This window comes from Dyella sp. 2HG41-7, assembly GCF_021390675.1.
Classification (GTDB): Bacteria; Pseudomonadota; Gammaproteobacteria; order Xanthomonadales; family Rhodanobacteraceae; genus Dyella_B.
On the sequence record NZ_JAJEJV010000004.1, the window covers coordinates 3,570,450 to 3,594,445 of the forward strand.

Annotated in this window: 21 protein-coding genes; 5 read left to right on the top strand and 16 right to left on the bottom strand. The window is 59.7% G+C overall.

The window, feature by feature from the left end; translation table 11 throughout:
* The first annotated feature begins 25 nt into the window (after positions 1–25).
* Both mscL and L0U79_RS17610 read left to right on the top strand, forming a co-directional pair.
* On the top strand, positions 26–424 hold the full coding sequence (gene mscL, locus L0U79_RS17605; protein WP_233843524.1) for a large-conductance mechanosensitive channel protein MscL: 399 nt from the start codon (positions 26–28) through the stop codon (positions 422–424).
* A 91-nt stretch (positions 425–515) separates the two neighbouring features.
* Positions 516–1,961 carry a M20/M25/M40 family metallo-hydrolase gene (locus L0U79_RS17610; protein ID WP_233843525.1) on the top strand — a complete coding sequence of 482 codons (1,446 nt, stop codon included), beginning with the start codon at positions 516–518 and terminating at the stop codon, positions 1,959–1,961.
* Positions 1,962–2,015: 54 nt separating this feature from the next.
* Here L0U79_RS17610 and L0U79_RS17615 read toward each other — a convergent pair whose 3' ends face one another.
* Positions 2,016–2,495, bottom strand: a complete 480-nt coding sequence (locus L0U79_RS17615; RefSeq protein WP_233843526.1) for a MarR family transcriptional regulator — start codon at positions 2,493–2,495, stop codon at positions 2,016–2,018.
* A gap of 51 nt (positions 2,496–2,546) precedes the next feature.
* Between L0U79_RS17615 and L0U79_RS17620 the strand changes: the two genes are divergently transcribed.
* A complete protein-coding gene (locus tag L0U79_RS17620; protein WP_233843527.1) occupies positions 2,547–3,068 on the top strand; it encodes an O-acetyl-ADP-ribose deacetylase in 522 nt (173 codons plus the stop codon).
* Here the strand turns inward: L0U79_RS17620 and L0U79_RS17625 are convergent.
* The 11 genes from L0U79_RS17625 to L0U79_RS17675 all read right to left on the bottom strand — a co-directional run bounded on the left by L0U79_RS17625 (position 3,055) and on the right by L0U79_RS17675 (position 15,429).
* Entirely contained in the window at positions 3,055–4,776 is a 1,722-nt protein-coding gene (locus tag L0U79_RS17625; protein WP_233843528.1) for a BatD family protein, read from the bottom strand. The two genes, L0U79_RS17620 and L0U79_RS17625, sit on opposite strands and share 14 nt — an antisense overlap.
* Positions 4,773–6,734, bottom strand: coding sequence for a tetratricopeptide repeat protein (locus tag L0U79_RS17630; RefSeq protein ID WP_233843529.1), 1,962 nt, complete (start codon positions 6,732–6,734; stop codon positions 4,773–4,775). The genes L0U79_RS17625 and L0U79_RS17630 overlap by 4 nt, the downstream gene beginning before the upstream one ends.
* A complete protein-coding gene (locus L0U79_RS17635) occupies positions 6,731–7,708 on the bottom strand; it encodes a VWA domain-containing protein (RefSeq protein WP_233843530.1) in 978 nt (325 codons plus the stop codon). Before L0U79_RS17635 ends, L0U79_RS17630 begins: the two co-directional genes overlap by 4 nt.
* Positions 7,701–8,204, bottom strand: coding sequence for a DUF4381 family protein (locus tag L0U79_RS17640; protein ID WP_233843531.1), 504 nt, complete (start codon positions 8,202–8,204; stop codon positions 7,701–7,703). Before L0U79_RS17640 ends, L0U79_RS17635 begins: the two co-directional genes overlap by 8 nt.
* The gene (locus L0U79_RS17645; protein WP_233843532.1) at positions 8,201–9,133 is read right to left on the bottom strand and encodes a DUF58 domain-containing protein; all 933 of its coding nucleotides are present in this window, start codon (positions 9,131–9,133) and stop codon (positions 8,201–8,203) included. Before L0U79_RS17645 ends, L0U79_RS17640 begins: the two co-directional genes overlap by 4 nt.
* The gene (locus tag L0U79_RS17650; RefSeq protein ID WP_233843533.1) at positions 9,130–10,125 is read right to left on the bottom strand and encodes a MoxR family ATPase; all 996 of its coding nucleotides are present in this window, start codon (positions 10,123–10,125) and stop codon (positions 9,130–9,132) included. The genes L0U79_RS17645 and L0U79_RS17650 overlap by 4 nt, the downstream gene beginning before the upstream one ends.
* 128 nt (positions 10,126–10,253) lie before the next feature.
* Positions 10,254–12,398 (bottom strand): type IV pilus secretin family protein, encoded by a 2,145-nt coding sequence (pilQ, locus tag L0U79_RS17655; protein WP_233843534.1) that lies wholly within the window; start codon positions 12,396–12,398, stop codon positions 10,254–10,256.
* A 55-nt stretch (positions 12,399–12,453) separates the two neighbouring features.
* Positions 12,454–12,987 carry a pilus assembly protein PilP gene (locus L0U79_RS17660; protein WP_233843535.1) on the bottom strand — a complete coding sequence of 178 codons (534 nt, stop codon included), beginning with the start codon at positions 12,985–12,987 and terminating at the stop codon, positions 12,454–12,456.
* On the bottom strand, positions 12,984–13,649 hold the full coding sequence (gene pilO, locus L0U79_RS17665) for a type 4a pilus biogenesis protein PilO (protein WP_233843536.1): 666 nt from the start codon (positions 13,647–13,649) through the stop codon (positions 12,984–12,986). Before pilO ends, L0U79_RS17660 begins: the two co-directional genes overlap by 4 nt.
* Positions 13,649–14,371, bottom strand: a complete 723-nt coding sequence (locus L0U79_RS17670; protein ID WP_233843537.1) for a PilN domain-containing protein — start codon at positions 14,369–14,371, stop codon at positions 13,649–13,651. The genes pilO and L0U79_RS17670 overlap by 1 nt, the downstream gene beginning before the upstream one ends.
* A complete protein-coding gene (locus L0U79_RS17675) occupies positions 14,371–15,429 on the bottom strand; it encodes a pilus assembly protein PilM (RefSeq protein ID WP_233843538.1) in 1,059 nt (352 codons plus the stop codon). The genes L0U79_RS17670 and L0U79_RS17675 overlap by 1 nt, the downstream gene beginning before the upstream one ends.
* A 252-nt stretch (positions 15,430–15,681) precedes the next feature.
* On the opposite strand from L0U79_RS17675, the gene L0U79_RS17680 reads away from it, so the two are divergent.
* Positions 15,682–18,207: a penicillin-binding protein 1A gene (locus L0U79_RS17680; RefSeq protein WP_233843539.1), complete on the top strand. Its 2,526-nt coding sequence runs from the start codon at positions 15,682–15,684 to the stop codon at positions 18,205–18,207.
* A gap of 48 nt (positions 18,208–18,255) precedes the next feature.
* A complete protein-coding gene (locus tag L0U79_RS17685) occupies positions 18,256–18,933 on the top strand; it encodes a hypothetical protein (protein WP_233843540.1) in 678 nt (225 codons plus the stop codon).
* Between the two features lie 71 nt (positions 18,934–19,004).
* On the opposite strand, the gene L0U79_RS17690 is transcribed toward L0U79_RS17685, so the two are convergent.
* The 4 genes from L0U79_RS17690 to recG all read right to left on the bottom strand — a co-directional run bounded on the left by L0U79_RS17690 (position 19,005) and on the right by recG (position 23,977).
* Positions 19,005–20,300: a citrate synthase gene (locus L0U79_RS17690; RefSeq protein WP_233843541.1), complete on the bottom strand. Its 1,296-nt coding sequence runs from the start codon at positions 20,298–20,300 to the stop codon at positions 19,005–19,007.
* Between the two features lie 235 nt (positions 20,301–20,535).
* Positions 20,536–20,781 (bottom strand): type B 50S ribosomal protein L31, encoded by a 246-nt coding sequence (locus tag L0U79_RS17695; protein WP_233843542.1) that lies wholly within the window; start codon positions 20,779–20,781, stop codon positions 20,536–20,538.
* Positions 20,782–20,861: 80 nt separating this feature from the next.
* On the bottom strand, positions 20,862–21,803 hold the full coding sequence (locus tag L0U79_RS17700) for a nucleoside hydrolase (protein ID WP_233843543.1): 942 nt from the start codon (positions 21,801–21,803) through the stop codon (positions 20,862–20,864).
* A gap of 59 nt (positions 21,804–21,862) precedes the next feature.
* Positions 21,863–23,977, bottom strand: coding sequence for an ATP-dependent DNA helicase RecG (recG, locus tag L0U79_RS17705; RefSeq protein ID WP_233843544.1), 2,115 nt, complete (start codon positions 23,975–23,977; stop codon positions 21,863–21,865).
* Positions 23,978–23,996 lie beyond the last annotated feature (19 nt).

Below are 23,996 nucleotides of genomic sequence, written 5' to 3' on the forward strand. Positions count from 1 at the left end.
TCGGCGCCAAATTGGGAGACGACAAATGAGCATGTTGAAGGAGTTCAAGGAATTTGCCATGCGTGGCAACGTGGTCGACATGGCGGTGGGTATCGTCATCGGCGCGGCGTTCGGCAAAATCGTTACGTCGCTGGTCAGCGACGTCATCATGCCGCCCATCGGCTGGGTCACCGGCGGTATCGACTTCTCCGACATGAAGTGGGTGATCAAACCCGCGGATGCCAGCAATCCGGCGCACAAGATTCCCGAAGTGGCGATTGCCTATGGCAGCTTCATCAACAGCATCATCGCCTTCCTGATCTTGGCGTTCGCCATCTTTATCCTGGTGAAGGTGATCAATAAGTTTTACACCAAGGCCGCCGCCGCAACGCCGCCCGACGTCGCGCTGCTTACGGAAATTCGCGATCTGTTGAAAAACAAGTAATAACGCACATCCTTCACTCGGCCATGACTTCTGGCCTAAGCACTCCCTGAGGCGAGCCCCATAATTTGGGGTTCGTCATCAGGAGCCGTCCATGTCCCGCCCCTCCCTCACCCTGCTCGCCGCCAGCTTGATGCTGGCTACCGGATTTGTTTGCGCGAAAGATGCGCCCACCACGATCCCTGCATCCGCAGTTCAAACCGCAGAACATTTGCGCGACAAGGCCATGCACGACGACACCGCGTACAAGCTGGTGGAAGGCCTTACCACCGAAGTGGGCGCACGCCTCGCCGGCGGCGTGAACGATCAGCGTGGCCGCGACTGGATGGTCGCCAAGTTCAAGGCGCTTGGTTTCGACAAGGTTTACACCGAAGAGGTGACGTACCCGCTGTGGGTGCGCCGCAGCGAGCATGGCGCCATCGTTGCGCCGTTTCCGCAGCCGTTGACGCTCACCGCATTGGGTTATTCGCCCGCGACGCCCAAGGGCGGCCTCACCGCGCAAGTGGTGCAGTTCGCCAACCTGGACGCCTTGAAAGCGGCCGATCCGGCCAGCGTGAAAGGTAAGATCGTCTATATCGGCGAACGCATGCAGCGTCACAAAGATGGCCTGGACTATGGCCGCATCGGCTCGCCGATTCGCGTAGAAGGCCCGGTGCTTGCGCAATCCAAAGGCGCCGCCGGTTACCTGTTGCGCTCGGCCGGCACCGACGCCGACAGCCGCACGCCGCATACCGGCGTGACCGGCTTTACCGATCCGACCAAAGCCATCCCCGCCGCCGCACTGACCAATCCGGATGCCGACCAGCTTGAACGCGTGCTGGCGCACGGCCAGCCGGTCACCGTCAAACTCGATCTGGATTGCGGCATTGAGGGCCAGTACACCGGCGCGAACGTGATCGGCGAAATCACCGGCAGCAAATATCCCGATCAAGTGATCGCCATCGGCGGCCATCTGGATTCCTGGGATCTGGGCACCGGCGCCATCGACGACGGCGCGGGCGTGGCGATTGCCGCCGGCGCGGCTAAGTTGATCCACGACTTGCCGCAACGCCCGGATCGCACGATCCGCGTGATCGCCTTCGCCAACGAGGAAATGGGTTTGTGGGGTGGACGCGCGTACGCCGAAAAGCATGCGTCGGAAGTGAGCAAATTCCAGCTTGGCACCGAATCGGATTTCGGCTCCGGCCCGGTGTGGAAGATGACCGCCAGCGTGAAACCCGAAGCACGCGGCGCCATCGCGCAGATCGCCAAGGTGCTGGCGCCGATTGGCGTGAGCTACGACGTCAAGAAACCTGGCGGCGGCGGCTCGGATCTTTCGCAGATGCACGGCAAAGGCATGGCCGCGCTCACGCTGACTCAGGACGGCACGTACTACTTCGATTGGCACCACACGCCCAACGATACGCTGGACAAGATCGATCCGAAGCAGCTGGCGCAGAACGTGGCGGTGTACGCGGTGTTCTCGTATATGGCCGCGCAGGCGGATGGCGACTTCGGTTCGGCGCCGGGCGCGTTTGCGCATGACAACGCTGAAGACTGATCCATTTCCTATAGCGTGAAAGCAAGAAAGGCGGCTCGTGAGCCGCCTTTCTTTTTACTCGGCCGAATCGTCGTCGCTACGCAGCGGCGGGTCGTCGGTGGTATCGAGCGCCTGCAGGTTTTCTTTGAGGCGCGTCATGATTTCCAGCGCATGCGTCAGTTCCTCGTAAGTAATGCCTGCGGTGCATTCACGACGCAGATCGCGCGCGATGCGCTCCATGTCGTCGATCACCTCGCTGGCTTGCGCGGTGGTGTATAGGCGCCAGGCCCGCCGATCTTTCGGATCAGGCCTACGCTCCACGAAGCCGGCCGCCTGCAAGCGGTCGATCACTCGGCCCACGGCGATGGGCTCCATTTCGAGAAATTCGGCCAGCTCCGTCTGCCGCAGCCCTTCGCGGTGATACAGCATTTTGGTCGCGCGCCATTGGGCGCGCGTGAGCCCGAATTTCACCGCACGTCGGTCAAAATGCTTACGGAACAACAACGTGATGTCGTTCAGCAAGTAACCGAATGAAATGTCTTCCGTCTTTGGCATGATGCAATCGCCCGGTAGAAGGTGTCACATTCGACAAGCATAAGCCGAATTATGTCCCTTAGCGTCGTCACCGCCGATCTCACCCGACTGGCCCTGGATGCCATCGTAAACGCCGCCAACCCCGGTCTGCTGGGCGGCGGCGGCGTGGACGGGGCCATTCATCACGCCGCGGGGCCCGCTCTGCTGGATGCCTGCCGCGCCATACCCGAGATCACGCCCGGCGTGCGGTGCCCGACCGGGGAGGCGCGCATCACGCCGGGATTCGCCCTGCCCGCGCGATTTGTCATCCATACCGTCGGCCCGATATGGCATGGCGGCAATAGCGGGGAACCAGACTTGCTCGCGCAGTGTTATCGGTCGTGCGTCGCGTTGGCGGTCGAATACGATATTCGCAACATTGGGTTTCCCGCGATAAGTTGCGGCGTCTACGGTTATCCGCCCGATCAAGCGGCCAGCGTGGCGATCGCGACACTTCGCGAAGCCCTTGCGGCTCATGTCGCGATAAACGTGCAACTCTGTTGCTACGGCGAACGCATGGCGTCGATTTGGCAACAAGCGCTCAATCGAGTTTGAACGGGTACAGCGGCGGCAAGGGCGAATCGGATTCGGCGGCATCGTCGCGTCGCCACGCAAATCCATGCGCGAACAATGTGGCGAGGTCGACGCGTTGTTCCGAGGAAACGTCGGCATACTGCTGACGTTGCAAAAGATCGATCGCTGCGCGTTGTTCGTCCGATGCCAAGGCATCGGCCACTTGACCGAGATTTCTCATCGCAGGTCGTTCCGAGCGCGCCCACGCGAGCAACCGACGCGCTTGTGTCGAACGATCGTCGCCGCGTGCGGCATCCAGAAATGCGTGGCGCAACCTTTTGATGGAATCGTCGTGCTTTGCCTCAACAACGACGACATGCCCGGATCGGCGACGCGCATACAACCAGCCGAACACGACCATGCTGATCAACCACAGAGCGATACTGACCAACGCAATCCAACGCCATGGTGTCGTCGATGTTGTCGTCGCTGCGGCGCTTGTCGGCGCAGAGGCGGCAGCGTTCGTAGCGCCCGATGCGGATATCGACGTCGCGGTAGTCGGCGATGTAGCCGGCGTTCCGCTGGCCGCCAACACCGTCAAGGTGCGTGAAGGCACGGAGGCAACGCGTTTTTGTCCCGTTTGCACATCGAACCATGTAAGCGTGATCTCGGGAATCGTGAGCGTGCCTGGGTGCTGCGGAAAAATTGCAAAACTGCGCTCGCGATCGCCGGTCAACCATTCGCCATCATCGTGCGTGTTCGTGACGACTTTATCCGGATAGACCGTTGCGCCATCGATGGTGGAAAGACTCGGATCGGGCAACGCATCGCCGGGCAATCCTTGCGCCTTCACGACCATATGCAGATTGAGCGGCTGCCCGGCGGTCACTTTGTCGTCGCTAGGCATGCCTTGCAGTTCGAGCGTGAGCGAACGCGCCGGCAACCAATTGGTATTGCCCCAGTCGGCCGGCGGCGCTTGCACATCGATACTGAGCTGCAGCGAATCGGCCGTGACCGGCGAACTGTTGCCAAACAATCCGCCCGGACCGAAGAAATTTCCGGGATCGTTGGGATTGCCCGAGTCGGCGACTTCACCTTGAAATTCGACAGGTGGGATCGCAACCGACCCGGCATGTTGCGGCGTCAACGCGTAATGCCGTTCGATAACTTGATAGCGCCGACCACTGCGCACAGTTTGATAATCGATGTCGTTACCCAGCTTGCGCAAATCCACACCGTCGGCATGCGGGTCGGACAAGCTTCCGCTGTTGAGATTGACGTCAAAAAAAAGACGAACCGTGTAGAGCAATTGCTGCCCGACATACGCATGATTCGAACTAGCCGAGACATCGATAAAGACTTGTTTGTTCGTGTTCGAGCTCGTCGACGTATCCGGTGCGCCAACATGCAAGGTAAGCGGTTGCGTTTGACTCCCCCCAACCGTCAGCGAAGGAATTTGCACATCGCCGACATGCTTCGGGCGCAACGCGATGCCAATCACGAACTGCGCGCTCTGCCGTCCGTTGACGACGCTCAACGTGCTGTTGGATGACGTGCCGAGCACCTGAAAATCCTGATCGAGCACACTGAGATCGGGCGTGCTCGCGCCCATGGCGCCATCGATCGTGAGATTGAGCGTCACGGTTTCGCCCAAGTGCACGTCGTTGCGGTCCAGCGCGGCTTTCGCCGTGGCGGCCATCGCGTTCCACGGCAGCATCAAGCAAAGCAGCAACAGCCACCGGTGACTCACGGTTGATCTCCTCCCGTCGGTTGTGCGCCCATGCGTTCGCGGTATTCGAGCTCAAACTTTCGCCGCAGCAATGCGCCCGGATCATCGGGAACGCGCTGAAGGTCCCGACGCGTATCGTTGGGCAATTTCGACAGCGGATCGTCGCTTTCGACGGCGCCCAGTTCATGGGTTTGCGAGCTGTCGGCTTTTTTCTGTTCGGCCGCCAACGCGTGATCCATCTGCGATTGCAATGCTTGCTGCGCTTTTGCGCTCTGCGCACGCTCAGCGCTCGATGAGGGTGCGGGAGCTGGCTTGGCCGAATCCTGCGCTAGATCCTGCTGCGTGTTTTGCGCTTGCTGATCGTTGGAAGAAGTATTTTGTTGGGAACTATCGTTTCCATTCGTCTGTTGAGCGCTTTCGTCGCGGCCATTCTGGTTTCTGGCGTCTTTGTTCTGATCACTTTGCCCGGCACTTTGCTGCCCGCCGGACTGACCGCTTTGCCCTTCGCTATTTTTTTGTTCGCTCGACGATTGGCCGCTGTGACCGCTCTGGTTGTTTTGACCGCTTTGGCCACCCGACTTTTGCTGTTGCGAGGATGTCGAGGAATTCTGTGGCGGCTTACGCATAGCTTCTTCAACCAATTTGCGATTGACTCGCGCGTCGTCGTTGTGCGGATCGAGCTGCAACGCACGATCGTAGGCTTTGATGGCTTCCGGGTAACGACCTAGCTTGGCCAGCGCGTTTCCCAAGTTGTAGGGCGCATCCGCACCTTTGGCTTGCGCAAGCGCCTGGACTGCGGATGCATAGTCCTTGGCGCGATACGCAGCGGCCCCGCGCCAAACGGGATCGTGCGCCAATTGTTGCGCTTTCGCAGCATCACCTTGTCGCAACGCGCTTGCCGCTTGTTGATCGGCACGCTGCCACCAATCTTGCCAATCCGCCGCCTTGGCTTTCGTGGGCAGCATCGGCAACAAAACCAAAGGCAACAACAAAACCCATCCGCGACGAAACGCCATCGCAACCACCAGCAACAAAGGTAACAACAACCACGGACCGCGATCTTCCCATACATCGCTGCTCTGCCCCGTTGACACGGAGCCATGTTGCGGCAGCTGCAACTCAGCACGCAGCGCATTCACGTCGTCATTGTTCGACGTCATCGGAACGTATCGGCCGCCGCCTGCTTGCGCGAGTGCGGATAGGTTTTGATCGTCACGATGCGCGATCACCATATTGCCTTGATCATCGTGCAGAAAATTGCCATCAGCTTGCGTTACGGGCGCACCCTGAGGCGTACCGATACCCAGTACGGAGATATGTATGCCGGACGATTTCGCAGCGCGGGCGGCAGCCTGCGCAGCGGCATTGGCGTCATCGGTGATCAATACGATCGAGCCATTGCTCAGCTTCGCATCGCGAATCAGTTGGACACCTTGTTCGATGGCCTGCGCCGCATTATCGCCGTCGACCGGCATAACATCCGGCGACATCGCGTCCAGCAAGGAATCCAGACTGTGCGCATCGCTCGTCAGCGGCGCCACCACGAAGGATTGACCTGCGTAGCCGATCAGCGCGTTCAGTCCATCATGATTGGCGGCGAGTAAATCGCGCGCTTTGTAACGCGCACGATCGATGCGATTCGGCGGGACATCGTGCGATTGCATACGCTGCGACAGTGAAATGGCCACGACCTGCGCGGCGCGGTCGGCGAACATGGGTTCGGCGACGCGACTCCATGTCGGACCCGCCAATGCCAATACACCTAGCATCCATCCCAACGCCGACAATATCGACGGCAGACGCGTCAGTTGCACTTTCCCGGTAACGACGAAGGGAAGCAGCTCCGGGTCGACAAGACGACCCAGAGCGCGATGCGATTTGTCGGCGCGCAAACCGACCCACAGAAGCACTGGCAACGCGACAAGACCCAACAACCACATAGGTTGAAGAAAATGAAATTGGCGAAACGCCTCGATCATGCCGCAGCACCTTTCCAGCGCGGCCACAACAGACCCGACAGCAGACACAGCGCAGAGATCGCAAGCGGAAGGCGGAACCACTCATGGTGCATGCGGAACGTGGGGCCTTGCTGCGGCATCGGCTCCAGTGCGTCGATGGCGCGATACGCATCGGCCAGCTGATTGCCGTCCGTGGCGCGATAAAATTGCCCACCCGTTTCACGCGCGATATACGTCAGCATGTCCGCGTCCAGATCGGCAGACGGGTTGATGACACTGTCGCCAAAAAAGCCAGGAACCGTCATGCGCGTTGCGCCAATGCCGATGGTGTAGACGCGCACCCCGGCCGCTTTTGCGGCGCGCGCGGCGACTTGCGGCGTGATGCTGCCGGAATTATTCACACCGTCCGTTAGCAAAATCAGCACGCGCGCTTGATGTGGCAATGCGGCCAAACGCTTCACTGCCACGGCGATAGCATCGCCGATGGCGGTTTCGGTGCCAGGCAATCCGACCACAGCGCTTTGCAGTTGCGCACGCACGGCATTGAGATCGTACGTCAACGGCGTAACGAGAAATGCGTGCGTACCAAAGAGAACGAGGCCAAGTTCGTCGCCGCTGCGACGCGAAATGAAATCGCTGGCGATGGCTTCGACGGCGTCGAAGCGACTGAGCTGCTGTCCACCCAGCTGCATATCCGGCGTCTGCATGCTGCCGGACAAATCGACCGCCATCATCATCGCGCGCCCGCTGTGTGTTTGCGCCTGTGGCGGACCGATATGCTGCGGCCGGGCTGCGGCAACGAGCAGGCTCAACCAACCGATGGTCAATAACCAAGGCGCTGCGCTTCGGGCGGAGACCTGATTATTTGCGCCCCACTCAAGCAAAGCATGCGGCAATCGCAACGCCTGTCCGGGCGACGCCGGGCGCCATAGGCGCCATACCAGCCAAGGCAATGGCAATAGCGCAAACATCCACGGCCACGCGAATTCAAACATGGCCAACGTCCGCGGGTTTGATACGTCGCACTGCCGTCCGCAGCCATCGCTCCACCGCTGCCTCGATTACGGGACGATCAAAAGCAGCTTTCGGCTGATACATCCGCGCTTCGAGCATCATCAGGGTGTCGAGCGTTGTCGCATCGACGGGCACTTGCGCTAAAACGCGTCGCCACTCTTCTCCCTGGGCATGATGCGCATTGCTTGCGTATTGCCACGCAGCGCGGCGCAAAAGTTGATGTAACGAAGCGGCGTACGCCGCCTCGTCGTGCGCATAACGGTCCGCCAAGTGACGCACCTCGGCCATGACTCGCGTTCGCCAATGGCGCCGATGTCTGGTGCGCCGATAGAAGAAAAAGGCCAGCACAAAGCCGACGCACACGATGACGAAAAGCAACCACCACCCGGGAGCGGGCGGCCACCATGGCGGGTTGGGCGGAAGATGAATATCGCGCAGCGGTAGATCGGGTGGCGACTGCGGAAAATGTCCGGTCATCGTCGTGCCCCCGCGTTGCGCAGCAAGGCGGACACGGCATCCAACGGGTCAATCGCGGTGTCGATCACGCGAAACGGAATACCTAATGACGTCGCCATCGTGGATAGCTTGGCTTGTCCGGCACCGAGTCGTTGCTGAAAAGTCTCTCGTTGCTGGGGGGAACGCAACGTTATATTGCGAAGCTCACCATCGTGTTCGATCGGATAGCTTCCCGGTGGCGCTGGCTTCAACTCCAGTTCGTCGGCAACGATCAAGATGCGTACAGCCGTATGCCGCATCATTTCCAACAACCGATTGCGCGCGGATTCGTCGCTACTGTGCCCATCGCTGATCAGCAAGACGCGGTTTGCGCCCTGCTGAAGCTTGATGACGTGCTGCAATGCCGAGGAAAGCGACTCACCTTGATGGAGCGACTGGGCATCGTATTTTGCGAGCGCGCCGCATACGTCCAAGGCTCCATGCACGCCACCACGCGGACGCTGCAGAAATCGGCTTTCACCGAATGCCATCAGGCCCACGCGTTCGCCAGCTTTGACGGCATACCACGCAGCCAGCGCGGCCGCGCGCGCGGCTTGGACAGATTTGAAACGTACCCGTGTACCAAAACGCATGCTTGGATGTTGGTCCAGCAGGATCAACAACTGCCCTTCGCGCTCTTCCTGAAACAATTTGGTGTGAAGACGCCCACTGCGCGCCGTCAAACGCCAATCCAATCGACGCACGTCGTCGCCCGGCTGATACGCGCGCGATTCCGCGTAGTCCATACCGCGGCCATACAAACGACTCGATTGCGTGCCCACGCGCGTTGCGCGACTGTCCTGTGGCGGCATCCGCATTCGGGTCACTCGACCGCGCAACGCAATAAGTTCCGCCAGCGATACACGCACGCGCCCATCGCCGTCCGCTTGATGACTGACCACGGCGCTCACGGTAGCGGGACAAGATCCAGCAAACGGTGGATGACTCTTTCGCTGCGAACACCTTCCGCCTCGGCTTCATAGCTGAGCAGCACGCGATGGCGCAGTACTTCGTACACCACCGCGTGCACGTCTTCCGGCAGCGCAAAGTCGCGACCATTCAACCATGCGTGAGCACGGGCGCAACGATCCAATGCGATGGTTGCGCGCGGGCTGGCCCCCCAGGCAATCCATCGCTTCAATTCCTGACCATAACGACCGGCATCGCGAGTTGCGAGCACTAATTGCGTCAGATATTGCTCCAAGGCGGGTGCCACGTGCACGTTCAACACGGCATCGCGCGCAGCGAAGACATCTTCTTGCGTCACCAACGGAACAGTTGGGGTGGAGGGATGCATCGGTTCGCGGGCCTGCTGACGCGCGAGACGCAGGATGGCCAACTCCGAAGCAGCGTCGGGGTAGCCAATCGTCACATGCATCACGAAGCGATCAAGCTGTGCTTCCGGCAACGCGAACGTGCCTTCCTGCTCGATTGGATTCTGCGTCGCCATCACCATAAACAAGTCGGGCAAGTGCCAGGTATTTCGTCCGACCGTGATTTGCCGCTCAGCCATCGCCTCCAGCAGCGCCGATTGCACTTTCGCGGGCGCGCGGTTGATTTCATCGGCCAGCACGATGTTGTGAAACAGCGGGCCCCGCTCGAATTCGAAGCTACCGGATTGCGGCCGGAATACGTCGGTGCCGGTAAGGTCGGCAGGCAACAGATCTGGCGTGAATTGCACGCGATGGAAGTCAGCGTCAATGCATCCTGCCAAAGCTTTAACGGCGGTGGTTTTGGCGAGGCCAGGCGCACCTTCGACCAGCAGATGGCCATCGGCGAGCAAAGCGATCAACAAGCAGTCGATAAGCTTTGGCTGCCCGATGACCTGCTGCTGCAAGGCACTGCGGAGACCAGAAAACGCTTGCTGAAGACGCCCAGACGTGGGGACTTGGGGCATATCCATCCGAAAATCCTGTACTGCTTGATGAAATGTGAGACCGCCGCCTGCGAGGAAAGTTTGACGCTTGGAGGTCTACAACGCAAAAAGGGCGGCACACTGGCCGCCCTTTTTGTTATTTCACACGTTCGAGCTTACTGAAGACTCTCGCTCAGAATGCGCGGGGTCACGAAGATCAGCAGTTCGTCTTTGTCGTTAATACGTTGCGTGTTGCGGAATAGCACGCCCAAGACCGGGATATCTCCAAGACCAGGAACCTTGGCGACCGACGTGGTCTTGTTGACTTCGTAGATACCACCCAGCACCACCGTTTGTCCGTTATCCACAAGCACCGACGTATTGAGCGAACGTGTATCGATCACCGGAACCTGGCCGCTGCCCGGCACCGTGATGTAGTGATCGAGCGAGTCTTTGTTCACGTTGATCGCGAGATAGACGCGATTATCCGCAGTAATCGTCGGCGTGACTTTGAGTTCGAGCACAGCGTCCTTGAAGGCAACGGTCGCCGTTCCGGTCGCACCGCCGCCAGTGGAGGTGTTCTGATAAGTGACGTAACCGATTTCCTGACCTTGGCGGATATCTGCTTCTTGCTGGTTGGCGGTAATCACACGCGGACTCGAAACGAGCTGGCTGCGCCCTTCGGTTTGTGCGGCAGACAACTCAAGATCGAGCGCATAGTTCTTCCCGAGAATTGCGGCAGCCAACGTTGATGCAGTGCCCGTTGTGGGTGCTGCAGGCAGATTCACATTCAAACCGCCATTGGCGCCCTGCGTGCCGGTAACCGTGCTGCCAAGCTGCAAAACCTGCCCACTTGGGTTGGTACGACTACCACTTACACCCCACTGAACGCCAAGGTCGCGCTCGAAGTCGTCGGTAGCGATGACAATGCGCGATTCGATCAGCACTTGCTGCACCGGCCGATCCAGCTGCGCAACAATACCGCGTAGCTCTGCGGTTTTCTCGGCCGTATCGTTGATCAACAAGGTATTGGTGCGTTGATCGAAGGTGACGCTGCCACGGGGCGAGAGGAAGCCACGGTGTTGAGCTGCTTCACCGCTACCTCCGCTGCCACCGGCGCCGCTCACACTCTGCATGCTTCCCGTCGTCAGCAACTTGGCAATGTCTTGCGCCTTACCGTAGCTGATCGGAAGGTACGTCGTTACAAGCGGAGCTGTGTCCTGCGCTTTGAAACGCGCATCAGCCACGTTTTGTTCGTAATTGGCCAATTCCTTCTGCGGAGCTATCCAGATCACATTGCCGTCGCGACGCTTATCCAAGTCTTTGGAACGCAGAATCACATCAAGCGCTTGATCCCAAGGTACGTTGACGAGCCGCAGGGTGACGCTGCCGCCTACGGTATCGGAAGCAACAAGGTTCAAACCCGATACGTCGGCCAACAATTGCAGCGCCGATCGCACGGGGATGTCCTGGAAGTTGAACGTCACACGACTACCGCTATAAACCGGCTGCGCATCGGACGCCGGATTGGTGTCCTTGGACGACTGCTTCTTCGGCGTCACTTCAACGACGTATTGATTGGCCGTCTGATACGACGAAGTCTCCACCTCGCCACTGAATGCGATATCGATGTGCGTGCCATTTGGCGTGGCGCGCGGCGAAATCGATTGCACTGGCGTGGCGAAATCGAGCACATTCAGACGTTTCGCTTGATCAGCCGGCAATTGGACATTGCTTATGTCCACGCCGATGTTATCGCTCTGGCGGTGCATGTTTGCGCTCGCGCCGGAACCGTTGAAGTTGATCAATACTCGACCGGAACCGTTAGCGCCGCGCTGGAAATCGATATTGGTGATAGCCGGACCGTTCATGGCCGAAGGCAATGCCTTTGACGGATCGATCGTGGCAGCCGTCGTCACCGGCTGCGACTGCGTACCGTTATTGACCACCAACACCAAGCTGTTGCCTTCTACATGCGACTTGTAGGAAGACGCCTGAAGCAATTCAACAACCACGCGAGTACGCCCGCCTGCGGACACCGCCGATACGCCGGAGGTGGTACCGATGCCGACATCCTGGTGCCGGGCCGCATCGTTCGCGGTATCCGGAAGATCGATCGCGATGCGCGGCGGTGTTTCCGTTGTGAAGATATTGGGCTGCGGAACTTGGCCGTTGTCGAAATTCATACGCACTTCGACGCGACCACCCGGCAAGCTCTTGTAGGTGATGTTTTGCAGCGTACTAGTCGCGGTGGCGGCGTTCGCCCAAGCGGCAGCGCCCAGCACCATGACGGTCATCAGGCAACGGCTGGCCAGGTGCATGGCACGACTCCGGACTGGTTTGATGGTATTAGTCATTGCATCAGCCCCTGTAATCCTAATTCGCCTCGAGTGCGATGCTGGCCGGACGTTCCATCCAGCCGCCATTGCCGTTGGAAACCAATTCGACCAGCTCGATCCGATCACCGTCGATGGCGGTGACGCGGCCGTAGTTCTGGCCCATGTATTCGCTGACGTGAACGCGATGGATAACGCCACCGGGATCTTTGACCAGCGCTTCTGTCTTAGCGCCAGCACCGATCGTGCCAACCATCCTCAAGCTATCCAAAGAAAACGCTTCAAGAGGTTCGCGTACTCGACCCGCATCCGGCCGTGGCCCAGTGTTCTGGTTGAGTTCGTCCGCACTCGGACTGAACGGATCGCGCTTTTCCTGATCGCTATACGTAAACGTTTCGAAAGTTTTGATGACCGGCAAAGCAGGAATTGGCGCGCCACGCTTGGCTTTCTCTTGCGCAACCCAGTCGCGCAGATCGGACATGCCACGAGTGCAGCCCCCAAGCACGAGTGCGGTGGCGATCAGCAGCGATAACTTCATCAAACGCGCAGGCTTTATGGCAGTCATGACGCTCATTTCCGCCCCCCTGCCTTCTTAGCCTTGCTGTTCGCTTCAGCTGTTTCGGAGTCGTCCAGATAGCGATAGGTTTTCACCGTACCCTGAAGCACCAGCAACTGGTTAGGACCAGGCTCCGCGCCTTTGCCTGGAGGATTTAGGGGTGTCAACGACACGTCGTGCATGGTGAGAATCACCACGCGCGGCAACGATGCGACACCGCTGATGAAGGTACCGAACTGATGATAGGTGCCGATCATCTTCAGCTGGATCGGTTTTTCGGCATAGAAGTCCTTTGGAACCTCGGTGCCGGGTTGGAACAATTCCTGCTGAAGACCCGCCGACAAGGCCGTTTGCGACACATCCACCAGCAGTTCAGGCATTTCCGTCTTGCTGGGCAGCTGGCGCAGCAACTGGCGCAACATGTCTTTCATCTCGTCGAGCTGCTGTTGCAGCGCTTCCAGATTGACCGACTTGGCCTGCTTATCCGAAAACTCTTTCTTTAGCTGCTCTTCTTTACCGGCAAGACTCTGCAAGGAGTCTTGTTGATCGCTGATGACCGTATACCAGCCGATAAGCAAGATCAGAAGGAACAACAGCACAGTAAAGAACGTCTTAACCGACTTTGGCCAACCACCTACGTTGTTGCGGTCGAGACCGCGCAAATCGTCGAGAAGTTTCATTACGCGGCCCCTCCTTTGGCAGGTGCGGTACTTGGCTTGGCCGGCACCGCGGGGGTTGCAGGAGGTTTAGCGACCGCGGGTGCGGTTTGCGATGCACCGGGCATTACTGTGGATGGCGAGGCAGCGCTTGTGCTTGAAGAGGCCGGCTCGGAGTTGGCGTTCTGCCCTGTTCCGTCATCCTTCGGCTTTTGCAGTGCAACCGTTAACCCGAAGCTGTACGGCATGCGCGAAGCATCATGCGAGTTTTCGGTCTTGCTTAGATCCGTCTGCCCCATCCACGGCGAGGCTTCGATGTTGCGCATGTATTCGGCAACGCTTGCGTTGGATTGCGCTACGCCGCCGAGCACCATCTGATCGCCATTCTGCTTGATCGACGTCAGACGCGCCGCGCCCGGAATGGTTTTCACGAGCTCGTCGAACAAATGCACCATTTGCGAGCGATTCGCTTGCAGCTGCTCGATGATCTGCTTGCGCGCAAGCAACTGCGCACGCACTTTTTCCAGATCCTTGATCTTGTCCAGACGCCCGTCCACCTGCTTGATTTGATCCTGCAGGTACGCATTACGATTGTTCTGGTTGTCGATGCGCATATCCATCCAGAACCACCACAACAGGAGTGCGCCCACGGCAACGACCGCGGCAACACCCAGCTGCGTGAAGAACTCGCGCTGGCGAATCTTGCGGCGCTCGGCACGCCAGGGAAGTAGGTTGATGCGTGCCATCAGTCGAAACTCCTCATGGCGAGCCCGACCGCGATCATCAGCGCCGGCGCATCCTGAGTGAGCGACTGCGCCTGCACCCGGTTGGAGAGCGACATGCGCGCCAGCGGATTGGCGACCACGCACGGCAGACCGAGTTGTTCTTCCAGCATCGAATTGATGCCTTCGATCGAGGCGCAACCGCCGGCGAGCACGACTTGGTCGACCTTGCTGAACTCGCTGCCCGCATAGAAGAATTGCAGCAGGCGGCTGATCTGCTGGACCAACGATTCCTTGAACGGCTGCAAGGCTTCCGTTTCATAGGATTCAGGCAGGCCGCCTTTACGCTTGGCGCGACCAGCCTCCTCGTAGGAGAGGCCATAGCGACGCATGATTTCGTCGGTAAGCTGCTTGCCGCCGAAAACCTGTTCGCGCGAATAAATCGTGCGTTGATTCTTGAGCACGGATAGCGTGGTCATCGTGGCGCCGATATCGACGACCGCAACCAAGGCATCGCGCCCGACGTTCAACTGATCGGCGATAAGCGTGAAGGCGTTCTCCATTGCGAACGCTTCGACGTCGACCACTTGCGCCGCAAGACCGCCGAGGTCCAACGCCGCCACGCGCATATCCACGTTTTCCGTGCGCGATGCGGCCAGCAACACGTTGTTCATTTCGGGATTGTCGCGAACCGGGCCGAGCACTTCGAAGTCGAGACTGACTTCGTCGATCGGATAAGGAATGTATTGGTTCGCCTCGACTTGGATCTGGCTTTCCAGATCTTCATCGGAGAGTTCAGCCGGCATCGGTACAATGCGTGTGATCACGGCCGAACCGGCGACCGCCGCCGCAGCGTGCTTGATCTTTGCGCCGGAGCGCGCCAGCGCGCGACGCACCGCCTCGCCCACCGCCTCGACCTCGACGATGTTTTTCTCGACAACGGCATTAGGGGGAAGCGGCTCGATCGCGTAGTGCTCCACGCGATAGCGGCCTCCAGCTTGGCTGAGCTGCAGCAGCTTGACGGCCGTCGAACTGATGTCGACGCCCACAAGCGGCGGCTTCTTGGGTGTAAAGAGCCCCACGATTGTTCCCCCTTGACCCCTGGCGCTTCCGCCAGATACTGGCAGGATTGCTGGGTCATTAGATCGAAAAATTAACGCAATAGCAACGGCCTACGCGATCTTCTTCGAGACTTTTGACGTGATGGTCTGCACATTTGGACCAACCCGCCCCGGTACCGCGATTAAGGTTTTGCTAATCCGTCGCTAATGCTGCCCATACTGCAACATCTATACTCTGGGCTGTTTTGACTTAAGTCTCGCTACAAGAAGCACATGACGCGAATTCTGAAGGCCCTACTGCGCTGGCTGCTGATTCTGGGCTTCAGCGGACTCCTCTTGATTACCGCCGCTATCGGGGTCGCCTACTGGCTGGTCTCCCCCCGCATCCCGTCGGTGGACGTGCTCAAGGACTACCACATGCAGGTGCCCCTGCGCGTGCTGACGTCCGATGGCAAGCTGATCGCAACGTTCGGCGAGACACGCCGTATCCCGGTCGCCATCGCCCAGGTGCCGGACATGGTCAAGCATGCGGTGCTGTCCGCCGAGGATGCCGACTTCTACAGCCACCCCGGCGTGGACTGGCGCGGCGTGATGCGCGCGGGCTTCCATGTGGTGGCCTCGGGCGGCAACAAGACCCAGGGCGGCTCCACCATTACCCAGCAGGTGGCCCGCAATTTCTTCCTGAGTCCTGAAAAGCTCTACTCGCGCAAGATGATCGAGATGTTCATCGCCCTGCGCATGGAGAACGAGCTCACCAAGGACCAGATCCTGGAGCTCTACCTTAATAAGATGTTTCTGGGTCACCGCTCCTACGGCGTGGCTGCCGCCGCCGAGTATTACTACGGCAAGCGGCTGGATCAGCTCACCGTGGCTCAATGCGCGGCGATCGCCTCCACCTTCCAGCTGCCGTCGGCGGTCAATCCGCTGACCAACGTCTCGCGCCTGGTCGCCCGCCGTAACTGGGTGCTGGGCCAGATGCTGGAGCACCGATACATCAACCAGGCGCAGTATCAGCAGGCCATCAATGCGCCGGACGATGCCGCACCGCACGAACAGCCCATCCAGGTGGATGCCCCCTATCTGGCCGAAATGGCGCGCCTCCAAGCCCTCGATCGCCTCGGCAACGACGCATTGACGGAAGGTTACGTCGTCAAAACCACCCTGATCAGCACGCGCCAGTTGGCAGCCGTGGCGTCCGTGCGCGATGGCTTGTCCATCTACGACCACCGTCACGGTTGGCGCGGCCCCGAAGCGCATGAAGAGCTGGCTCCCGGCGCCACCGACACTGACTACGGCAATTTGCTGTCGAGCTATTACGAGGTCGCTGGACTGAGCCCAGGCCTGGTTACCGCATCCTCGGCCTCCGACGCCATGGTCTATTTGCCGAACAAGCAAACCATCACGTTGGACCTCAAAGCCATGGATTGGGCGCGGGCTTACGTCAACGAAAACCGCACGGGTCCAACCCCTACCAAGGTCGATGCCGTGCTCAAGCGTGGCGACATCATTCGCGTGATTCAGGACGACAAGGGCGCGTGGCAACTCACGCAGATTCCCAAGGCGCAGGCGGCGATGGTGTCGCTCAGCACCGAAGACGGCGCCATTCAATCGCTGGTTGGCGGCTTCAACTTCCAACGAAGCAAGTTCAACCGCGCCGTAATGGCGGCTCGCCAGCCGGGATCGAGCTTCAAACCTTTCATCTATTCGGCTGCTTTCGAGCGTGGCTTTACGCCCGCATCGATCATTAACGACGCGCCGTTGGCGCTCCCCGATCCATCGCAGCCCAACGGCCTGTGGACACCGAGCAACGACGATAACAAGTTCGCCGGCCCGATGCGGCTGCGCGAAGCGTTGATCGAATCCAAGAACTTGGTATCGGTTCGCTTGCTCGACGCTATCGGCGTGCGCTATGCGCGCGATTACGTCACCCGTTTCGGCTTCCCGCTCGATGCGATGCCGAACAACTTGTCGATGGCGCTCGGCACCGCATCCGTGTCGCCGCTCAGCATGGCGCGCGGTTTTTCGGTGTTCGCCAATGGCGGCTACCTTGTCACGCCGTACTTCATCAGCGAAATCGACGACCGCGACGGCAAGCCCGTTTATGTCGCCAATCCGGCGCGCGCGTGCGCAGACTGTTCCGAGCGACTGCTGCAAAACACGCCGCCCGCGCCGCCGCCGGCCAGCATGCTGACCAATGGCGTATCGCCGAGCTCATCCAACGCGCCCGCACCTGCGACGAGCGTTGCTATGGCGGGCGAAACCACGCTTCCCGCGGATGCGCACAATGGCGCCGCAGCGCCGGTGCTTGCGCCTCACGTCATCGACATCCGCAACGACTTCCTGGTCACGTCGCTGATGAAAGACGTGATTCAATCGCCGATGGGTACGGGCTACGCCGCCAAATCGCTTAATCGCGGCGACTTGGCTGGCAAGACCGGTTCGACCAACGACCATCGCGATGCGTGGTTCGTCGGCTTCAACGGCGATGTGTCGACCGCGGTATGGGTGGGCTTCGACGATTTCAGCTCGCTAGGCAAAGGTGAATTCGGCGCCAAGGCGGCGTTGCCGATCTGGACCGATTACGTCGGCGACGTGTTGAAGGGACAACCCGAAAAAAGTCTGCCGATGCCGCCAGGCATCACCACGATGCTGGTGAATCGCCAGAGCGGCCTGCCCACCGAACAGGGCGATCCGGATGCGATGCAGGAAATCTTCAAGGTCGAAGATATCGACCGCCTGCACAATCAAGCGCAACAGCAGCAAAACCAGGATCAACAGCAGAGTAACGACATTTTCTAAAGTTTTACGGTAGTCTAGCCTCGGACGATGCAGCAGAGGGTCCGCAGCATGGCACGAGGCGAGCACCATCGTATCCACGCGCAAGACCGTGTGCAGCGCAATCGACTACGCGTCGCTCAGGAAGCGGCGCGCTTGATGAGCGAACACGGCATCCGTGACTTCCACCGCGCCAAACGCAAAGCCGCCGAACGACTGGGCGTGCTGGACGAACAGGCGCTTCCCCGCAACCACGAAATCGAAGAGGCTTTGCGCGAACATCAGCGCCTCTTCCAGGGCGATAGCCAGCCGCAATTGCTCCGGGCGCGGCGCGAAGCCGCGATCGAAGCAATGCGATTCCTTGAGCGTTTCGAACCGCGTTTGGTCGGGTCCGTGCTGGACGGTACCGCCGACGCACATTCGGCGGTGTGTCTGCACGTTTTCAGTGACGACCCCGAAGCCGTGGGCATTTATCTTCGCGAACACGGTGTACCGTTCGAAACACAAACCCGTCGCTTGCGCGTCAGTCGCGACGAGCAAGTCGAATATCCCGTACTACTTTTTGCCGCAGACAATCTTCCCTTCGACCTCACCGTGCTTCCGCACAACGCGCTTCGCCAGGCACCGCTCGATCGCATCGACGAAAAACCGATGCGTCGCGCAGCGTTGGCGTCGGTAGAAATTATGCTCGCCGAGGACAATGCCGAGCAGGATGATTTCGAGCGCAAATTGTCGGCAGCTTTGCGTTAATCACACCAACACCACCATAAAAAACGCCCGGCTTGGCCGGGCGTTTTTTATTCGACACAACGTGCGATAGATCAGCGCTTGTCGATATTCACGTAATCGCGCTTGTCGGAACCCACGTACAACTGGCGCGGGCGGCCGATGCGCGAACCAGGCGTTTCGTGCTGTTCGATCCAATGCGCGATCCAGCCGGCGGTGCGCGCGATAGCAAACATCACCGTGAACATTTCGGTCGGAATGCCCAGCGCCTTGTAGATGATGCCGGAATAGAAGTCGACGTTCGGGTAAAGCTTGCGCTCGACGAAGTAATCGTCCTTCAGAGCGGCCTCTTCCAACTTCATCGCCACGTCGAGCAGCGGGTCGTTGACGCCGAGCTCGGACAACACCTTGTGGCACATCTCGCGAATGATCTTCGCGCGCGGGTCGAAGTTCTTGTACACGCGATGGCCGAAGCCCATCAGACGGAAGTTGTCGTTTTTGTCTTTGGCGCGCTTAACGGCGGTTTCCACCTTATCCGGCGAACCGATTTCTTCGAGCATCTTCAGCACGGCTTCGTTGGCGCCGCCATGAGCCGGACCCCACAACGCAGTGATGCCTGCGGCGATCGACGCATATGGATTCGCACCCGTGGAACCGACCAGGCGCACCGTGGATGTGGACGCGTTCTGTTCGTGATCGGCATGCAGAATGAACAGCAGATCCAACGCCTTCGCACACACCGGGCTGAGTTCCAGCGGCTCGCTCGGCACTTCGAACATCATATGCAGGAAGCGGTTGACGTATTCGAGGTTGTTGCGCGGATAACGGAACGGCCAGCCGATCGAATAGCGGTAACACGCGGCGGCGATGGTCGGCATCTTGGCGATCAGACGGATCGCGGCCAACTTGCGGTCTTCCGGATTCTCGACGTCCAGATCTTCATGATAGAAGGCCGACAGCGAGGCGATGGAAGCGGCGAGCATCGCCATCGGATGCGCGTCGTGATGGAAGCCCTGGAAAAAATTCTTCTGCGATTCGTGCATCATCGTGTGATGCGTGATCTCGTTGTCGAAGGCGGCAAACTGCGTCTTGCTGGGCAGCTCGCCGTTGAGCAACAGATAAGCCACTTCGAGGAAGTTGGATTTTTCGGCCAGCTGTTCGATCGGATAGCCGCGATACATCAACACGCCTTGGTCGCCGTCGATGTAGGTGATCGCGCTCTTGGTGCTGGCTGTGCTGCCGTAACCTGGGTCGTAGGTGAAGTGCCCGGTGTCCTTGTAGAGCGGTGCGATGTCGATGCAGGCGGGGCCAATCGTGCCGGTCAGCAAAGGGAGCTCGCTGCTGCGGCCGTTGGACTCATCTACCAGCTTGACGGATTTGGAATCGGACACGGAAACCTCCTACAAATGGATCGCCACCGGGGCAACCGCAAAGCGGCGACCAGCCGGCAAGGGAAAGGCGCATCAACGTGGGGAGCGCCGATGCATCCGATCCATTATCGCACATGAACTACGGTTCAATCCGACCGCGAATGGTCGGATTGACAAACGTGAAAAAGCACAAGGCAGGCGCGAGGCCTGCCTTGTGCGAATTCGTTGAACCTGCCAGCGAGGCAGGTCGCAGCAATTACTTCTGCGCGTAACGGCGGCGGAACTTGTCCACGCGGCCGCCGGCGTCGACGACTTTCTGCTTGCCGGTGTAGAACGGGTGCGAGTGGCTGGAGATATCCACCTTGACCAGCGGGTACTCGTTGCCGTCTTCCCATTTGACGGTTTCCTTGGTCGCAATCGTCGAACGCGTCAGGAACGCGAACTCAGACGACAGGTCCTGGAACACCACCTGGCGGTAATTCGGATGGATATCGGGCTTCATGACGGACTCAAACCGGTGGAGACAAGAGCGGCATTATATCGACGGCCCGTCCTCTGGGTCAACCTGCGAAACGCCCGAATTCAAGCGCCCCGCTCCGCCCCCAGCGCCCGCCGCACCATCGCCCCGAACTTGGCCTGATCCAGCTCCAGCACGATATTGGCCCGCGCGGGCAAACCAAGCCGATGACCCCAATCCACGACGGTAGCGCCGCGCGTCAGGCGGCCATCCAGTTCGACCCCGACATGGCGGCGCTCGCTGCGAACCACCACGGACGGATCGATCGCGACCGCCATCGCCAAAGCGTCGGCCGCGATGATGCCTCGCCGCTCACGGCGCCGGTTGGCCTCGCGAGCGATTTTGAACACGCGACCGAAGAAATCCGCACGGTGATCGCCGGCGGCCAGCCAACGATCGAATTCTTCCTCATCGAAGGCATGGCGAAGTGTGAGTTCCCAATCGACCAGATCGAAATCCGGAAAACTCTCGAACACTATGTGCGCCGCTTCGGGATCGAAGCCGACATTGAATTCCGCCGGCACGCGATCGGTGTTGCCGTGACCGGTCACTGCGCCGCCCATCACGATAAGGCGTTTCACACGCTGAGGTAATGAAGGGTCGAGTCGTAACGCCAACGCGAGATTGGTCAGCGGCGCCAATGCCACCAAAGTCACCTCGCCCGGCCGTTCGCGCGTCAGACGCAACAGGGCCAACGCAGCGTGCTCGCCCGACGTACTTGTCGTGGGTTCTGGAAAACCGACATCGCCTAAACCATCGCGCCCATGCACAAATGCTGCGTCTTCTTCGGGCAATCGCACCAGCGGTGTGGGACAACCCGCGAAGACGGGCGTCGACGCGCCAACCAAATCGACCAACGTGCGCGCATTGCGCACCGTATGCGCCAGACCCACGTTGCCGGCGGCGATGCTCAAGCCGAGCACGTCGGCATGCGCGTGCGCCATCAAAATGGCCAGCGCATCGTCCACGCCCGGATCGGTATCGATAAGAAGTTGCGGCTTGCTCATGGCGTTTCCCTAATTCCGACCGGCTAGCTTAATCGGCGTATGAGGAAAGCGGAATTGCTTCAAGCGTTCACATAGCGCGCCGCGCCGCCGATCCAGCGCTCGATCAAACGCGCCGCCTGATCCGGATGACGCGCCAACATCTGTTCGCCCACGCGCTGCACGGCCGGCAACAGATGCGCATCGCGCGCCAAATCGGCCATGCGGAAACTCAACTGACCGGTCTGGCGCGTTCCCAACACCTCACCAGGACCGCGCAGCTCAAGATCTTTTTCGGCAATACGAAAACCGTCGTTGGTCTCACGCATCACTTGCAAGCGCTCGCGCGCAAGTTGGCCTAATGGTGGCTGATAAAGCAGCACGCAATTGGAAGCGATCGCGCCGCGCCCAACGCGTCCACGCAGCTGATGCAATTGCGACAAGCCGAGCCGCTCGCTGTTTTCGATCACCATCAAGCTCGCATTGGGTACGTCCACACCCACCTCGATCACGGTGGTGGCGACAAGCACAGCGAGTTCGCCGGTCTTGAACGCATCCATCACCGCTTGTTTTTCTTTCGGCTTCATGCGCCCGTGAATCAAGCCGACGCGGCAATCGGCTAGCGCATGCGTCAGTTCGGCATGCGCCGCTTCGGCAGCTTGCGCGCGCAATTGCTCGGATTCTTCAATCAGCGTGCAAACCCAATACACCTGCCGACCTTCCGTGCAGGCGGCATGGATACGCTCGATCACTTCGCTGCGCCGTGCGTTGGAGATGGCAATCGTTTGCACCGGCGTGCGGCCGGGGGGCAATTCGTCGATCGCGGAAATATCCAAATCCGCGTAAGCGCTCATCGCCAGCGTGCGCGGAATCGGCGTTGCGGTGAGCACCAGTTGATGCGGCACTGACTCGCCTTCTAAACCTTTATCCCGTAGCGCCAAGCGCTGCTGCACGCCGAAGCGGTGCTGCTCGTCCACAATCACCAGACCCAGGCTCGCAAACTCGACACCTTCTTGCATCAATGCATGGGTGCCAATCACTACCGATGCGCCTTCCGCCACGCGACGCATCGCTTGCTGACGCGCCTTGCCTTGCTGCTTGCCTGCGAGCCATTCGACAGCAATGCCGAGCGGATCGAGCCATTGGCGAAAATTGCGCAGGTGTTGCTCGGCGAGCAATTCCGTCGGTGCCATCAGCGCCACCTGATAGCCGGCTTCCACGGCAGCCAGCGCCGCCGCGCACGCTACCGCGGTTTTGCCCGAACCCACATCGCCTTGCACGAGACGAAGCATCGGACGCGGCTGCACGATATCGGTGGCAACTTCTTCACTTACACGTTGTTGCGCTGACGTGAGCTGGAACGGCAAGGATTTCAACCAGCGCTGCCGCAACGCTCCATCGCCGCCCAACACCGGTGCGCGCCGCTCACGCACCGCGGCGCGCAAGCGTTTGAGGCTCATATGTTGGGTAAGCAATTCTTCGAACGCAAGGCGCTGTTGCGAAGGATGGCGACCCTGGATCAATTGATCCATGCGCGCATCAGGAGGCGGTCGATGCACATACAACAGCGCTTCACGCAACGACGTCAGACCAAACGTGCCGCACAACGAAGGCGGTATCAATTCCAGATCCGCATCCTCCGGAAGCAGCTGCAACGCTTTGGCGATCACACCGCCCAATCGTTTCTGCCCCAATCCTTCCGTGGTGGGATAGACCGGTGTGAGCCGCTCGTCGAGCGCGACGGCCGCGTCTTCCGCCAAGCGCTGATATTGCGGATGCACCATCTCTAGGCTGCCCGAACCCTGGCGCACTTCGCCGTAGCAAAGCACGCGCACGCCGGGACGAAACTGTTCGGCCTGCGAACGATTGAAATGAAAAAATCGCAGCAAGAGCGTGTTCATCACGCCGTCGCCGATGGCGACTTTCAATTGTGGGCGATAGCGAAAACCTTTCTCGACCGCTTCCACCGTGCCCACCACCTGCGCACGCATACCCGGGCGCAGATCCTCCAGCGGAACAAGATGCGTGCGATCTTCGTAGCGCAACGGTAAGTGGAACCACAAATCCTGCACGCGCTGCAAACCCAAACGCGCCAGCAAATCGACCAGCGCTGGGCCGACACCGCCCAAAGCCGTGACTGGCAGCTTGCCAGGATCATCGGTCGGCGCAGGTGCGGATTGACGTTTGGTGACGGCCATCGAGACAAGACTAACCGAG

Coding starts and splice junctions, on each gene's coding strand:
- mscL (WP_233843524.1), top strand. CDS start 26: ATGAGCATGTTGAAGGAGTTCAAGGAATTTGCCATGCGTGGCAACGTG.
- L0U79_RS17610 (WP_233843525.1), top strand. CDS start 516: ATGTCCCGCCCCTCCCTCACCCTGCTCGCCGCCAGCTTGATGCTGGCT.
- L0U79_RS17615 (WP_233843526.1), bottom strand. CDS start 2,495: ATGCCAAAGACGGAAGACATTTCATTCGGTTACTTGCTGAACGACATC.
- L0U79_RS17620 (WP_233843527.1), top strand. CDS start 2,547: ATGTCCCTTAGCGTCGTCACCGCCGATCTCACCCGACTGGCCCTGGAT.
- L0U79_RS17630 (WP_233843529.1), bottom strand. CDS start 6,734: ATGATCGAGGCGTTTCGCCAATTTCATTTTCTTCAACCTATGTGGTTG.
- L0U79_RS17635 (WP_233843530.1), bottom strand. CDS start 7,708: ATGTTTGAATTCGCGTGGCCGTGGATGTTTGCGCTATTGCCATTGCCT.
- L0U79_RS17640 (WP_233843531.1), bottom strand. CDS start 8,204: ATGACCGGACATTTTCCGCAGTCGCCACCCGATCTACCGCTGCGCGAT.
- L0U79_RS17650 (WP_233843533.1), bottom strand. CDS start 10,125: ATGGATATGCCCCAAGTCCCCACGTCTGGGCGTCTTCAGCAAGCGTTT.
- pilQ (WP_233843534.1), bottom strand. CDS start 12,398: ATGCACCTGGCCAGCCGTTGCCTGATGACCGTCATGGTGCTGGGCGCT.
- L0U79_RS17660 (WP_233843535.1), bottom strand. CDS start 12,987: ATGAGCGTCATGACTGCCATAAAGCCTGCGCGTTTGATGAAGTTATCG.
- pilO (WP_233843536.1), bottom strand. CDS start 13,649: ATGAAACTTCTCGACGATTTGCGCGGTCTCGACCGCAACAACGTAGGT.
- L0U79_RS17670 (WP_233843537.1), bottom strand. CDS start 14,371: ATGGCACGCATCAACCTACTTCCCTGGCGTGCCGAGCGCCGCAAGATT.
- L0U79_RS17680 (WP_233843539.1), top strand. CDS start 15,682: ATGACGCGAATTCTGAAGGCCCTACTGCGCTGGCTGCTGATTCTGGGC.
- L0U79_RS17685 (WP_233843540.1), top strand. CDS start 18,256: ATGGCACGAGGCGAGCACCATCGTATCCACGCGCAAGACCGTGTGCAG.
- L0U79_RS17695 (WP_233843542.1), bottom strand. CDS start 20,781: ATGAAGCCCGATATCCATCCGAATTACCGCCAGGTGGTGTTCCAGGAC.
- L0U79_RS17700 (WP_233843543.1), bottom strand. CDS start 21,803: ATGAGCAAGCCGCAACTTCTTATCGATACCGATCCGGGCGTGGACGAT.
- recG (WP_233843544.1), bottom strand. CDS start 23,977: ATGGCCGTCACCAAACGTCAATCCGCACCTGCGCCGACCGATGATCCT.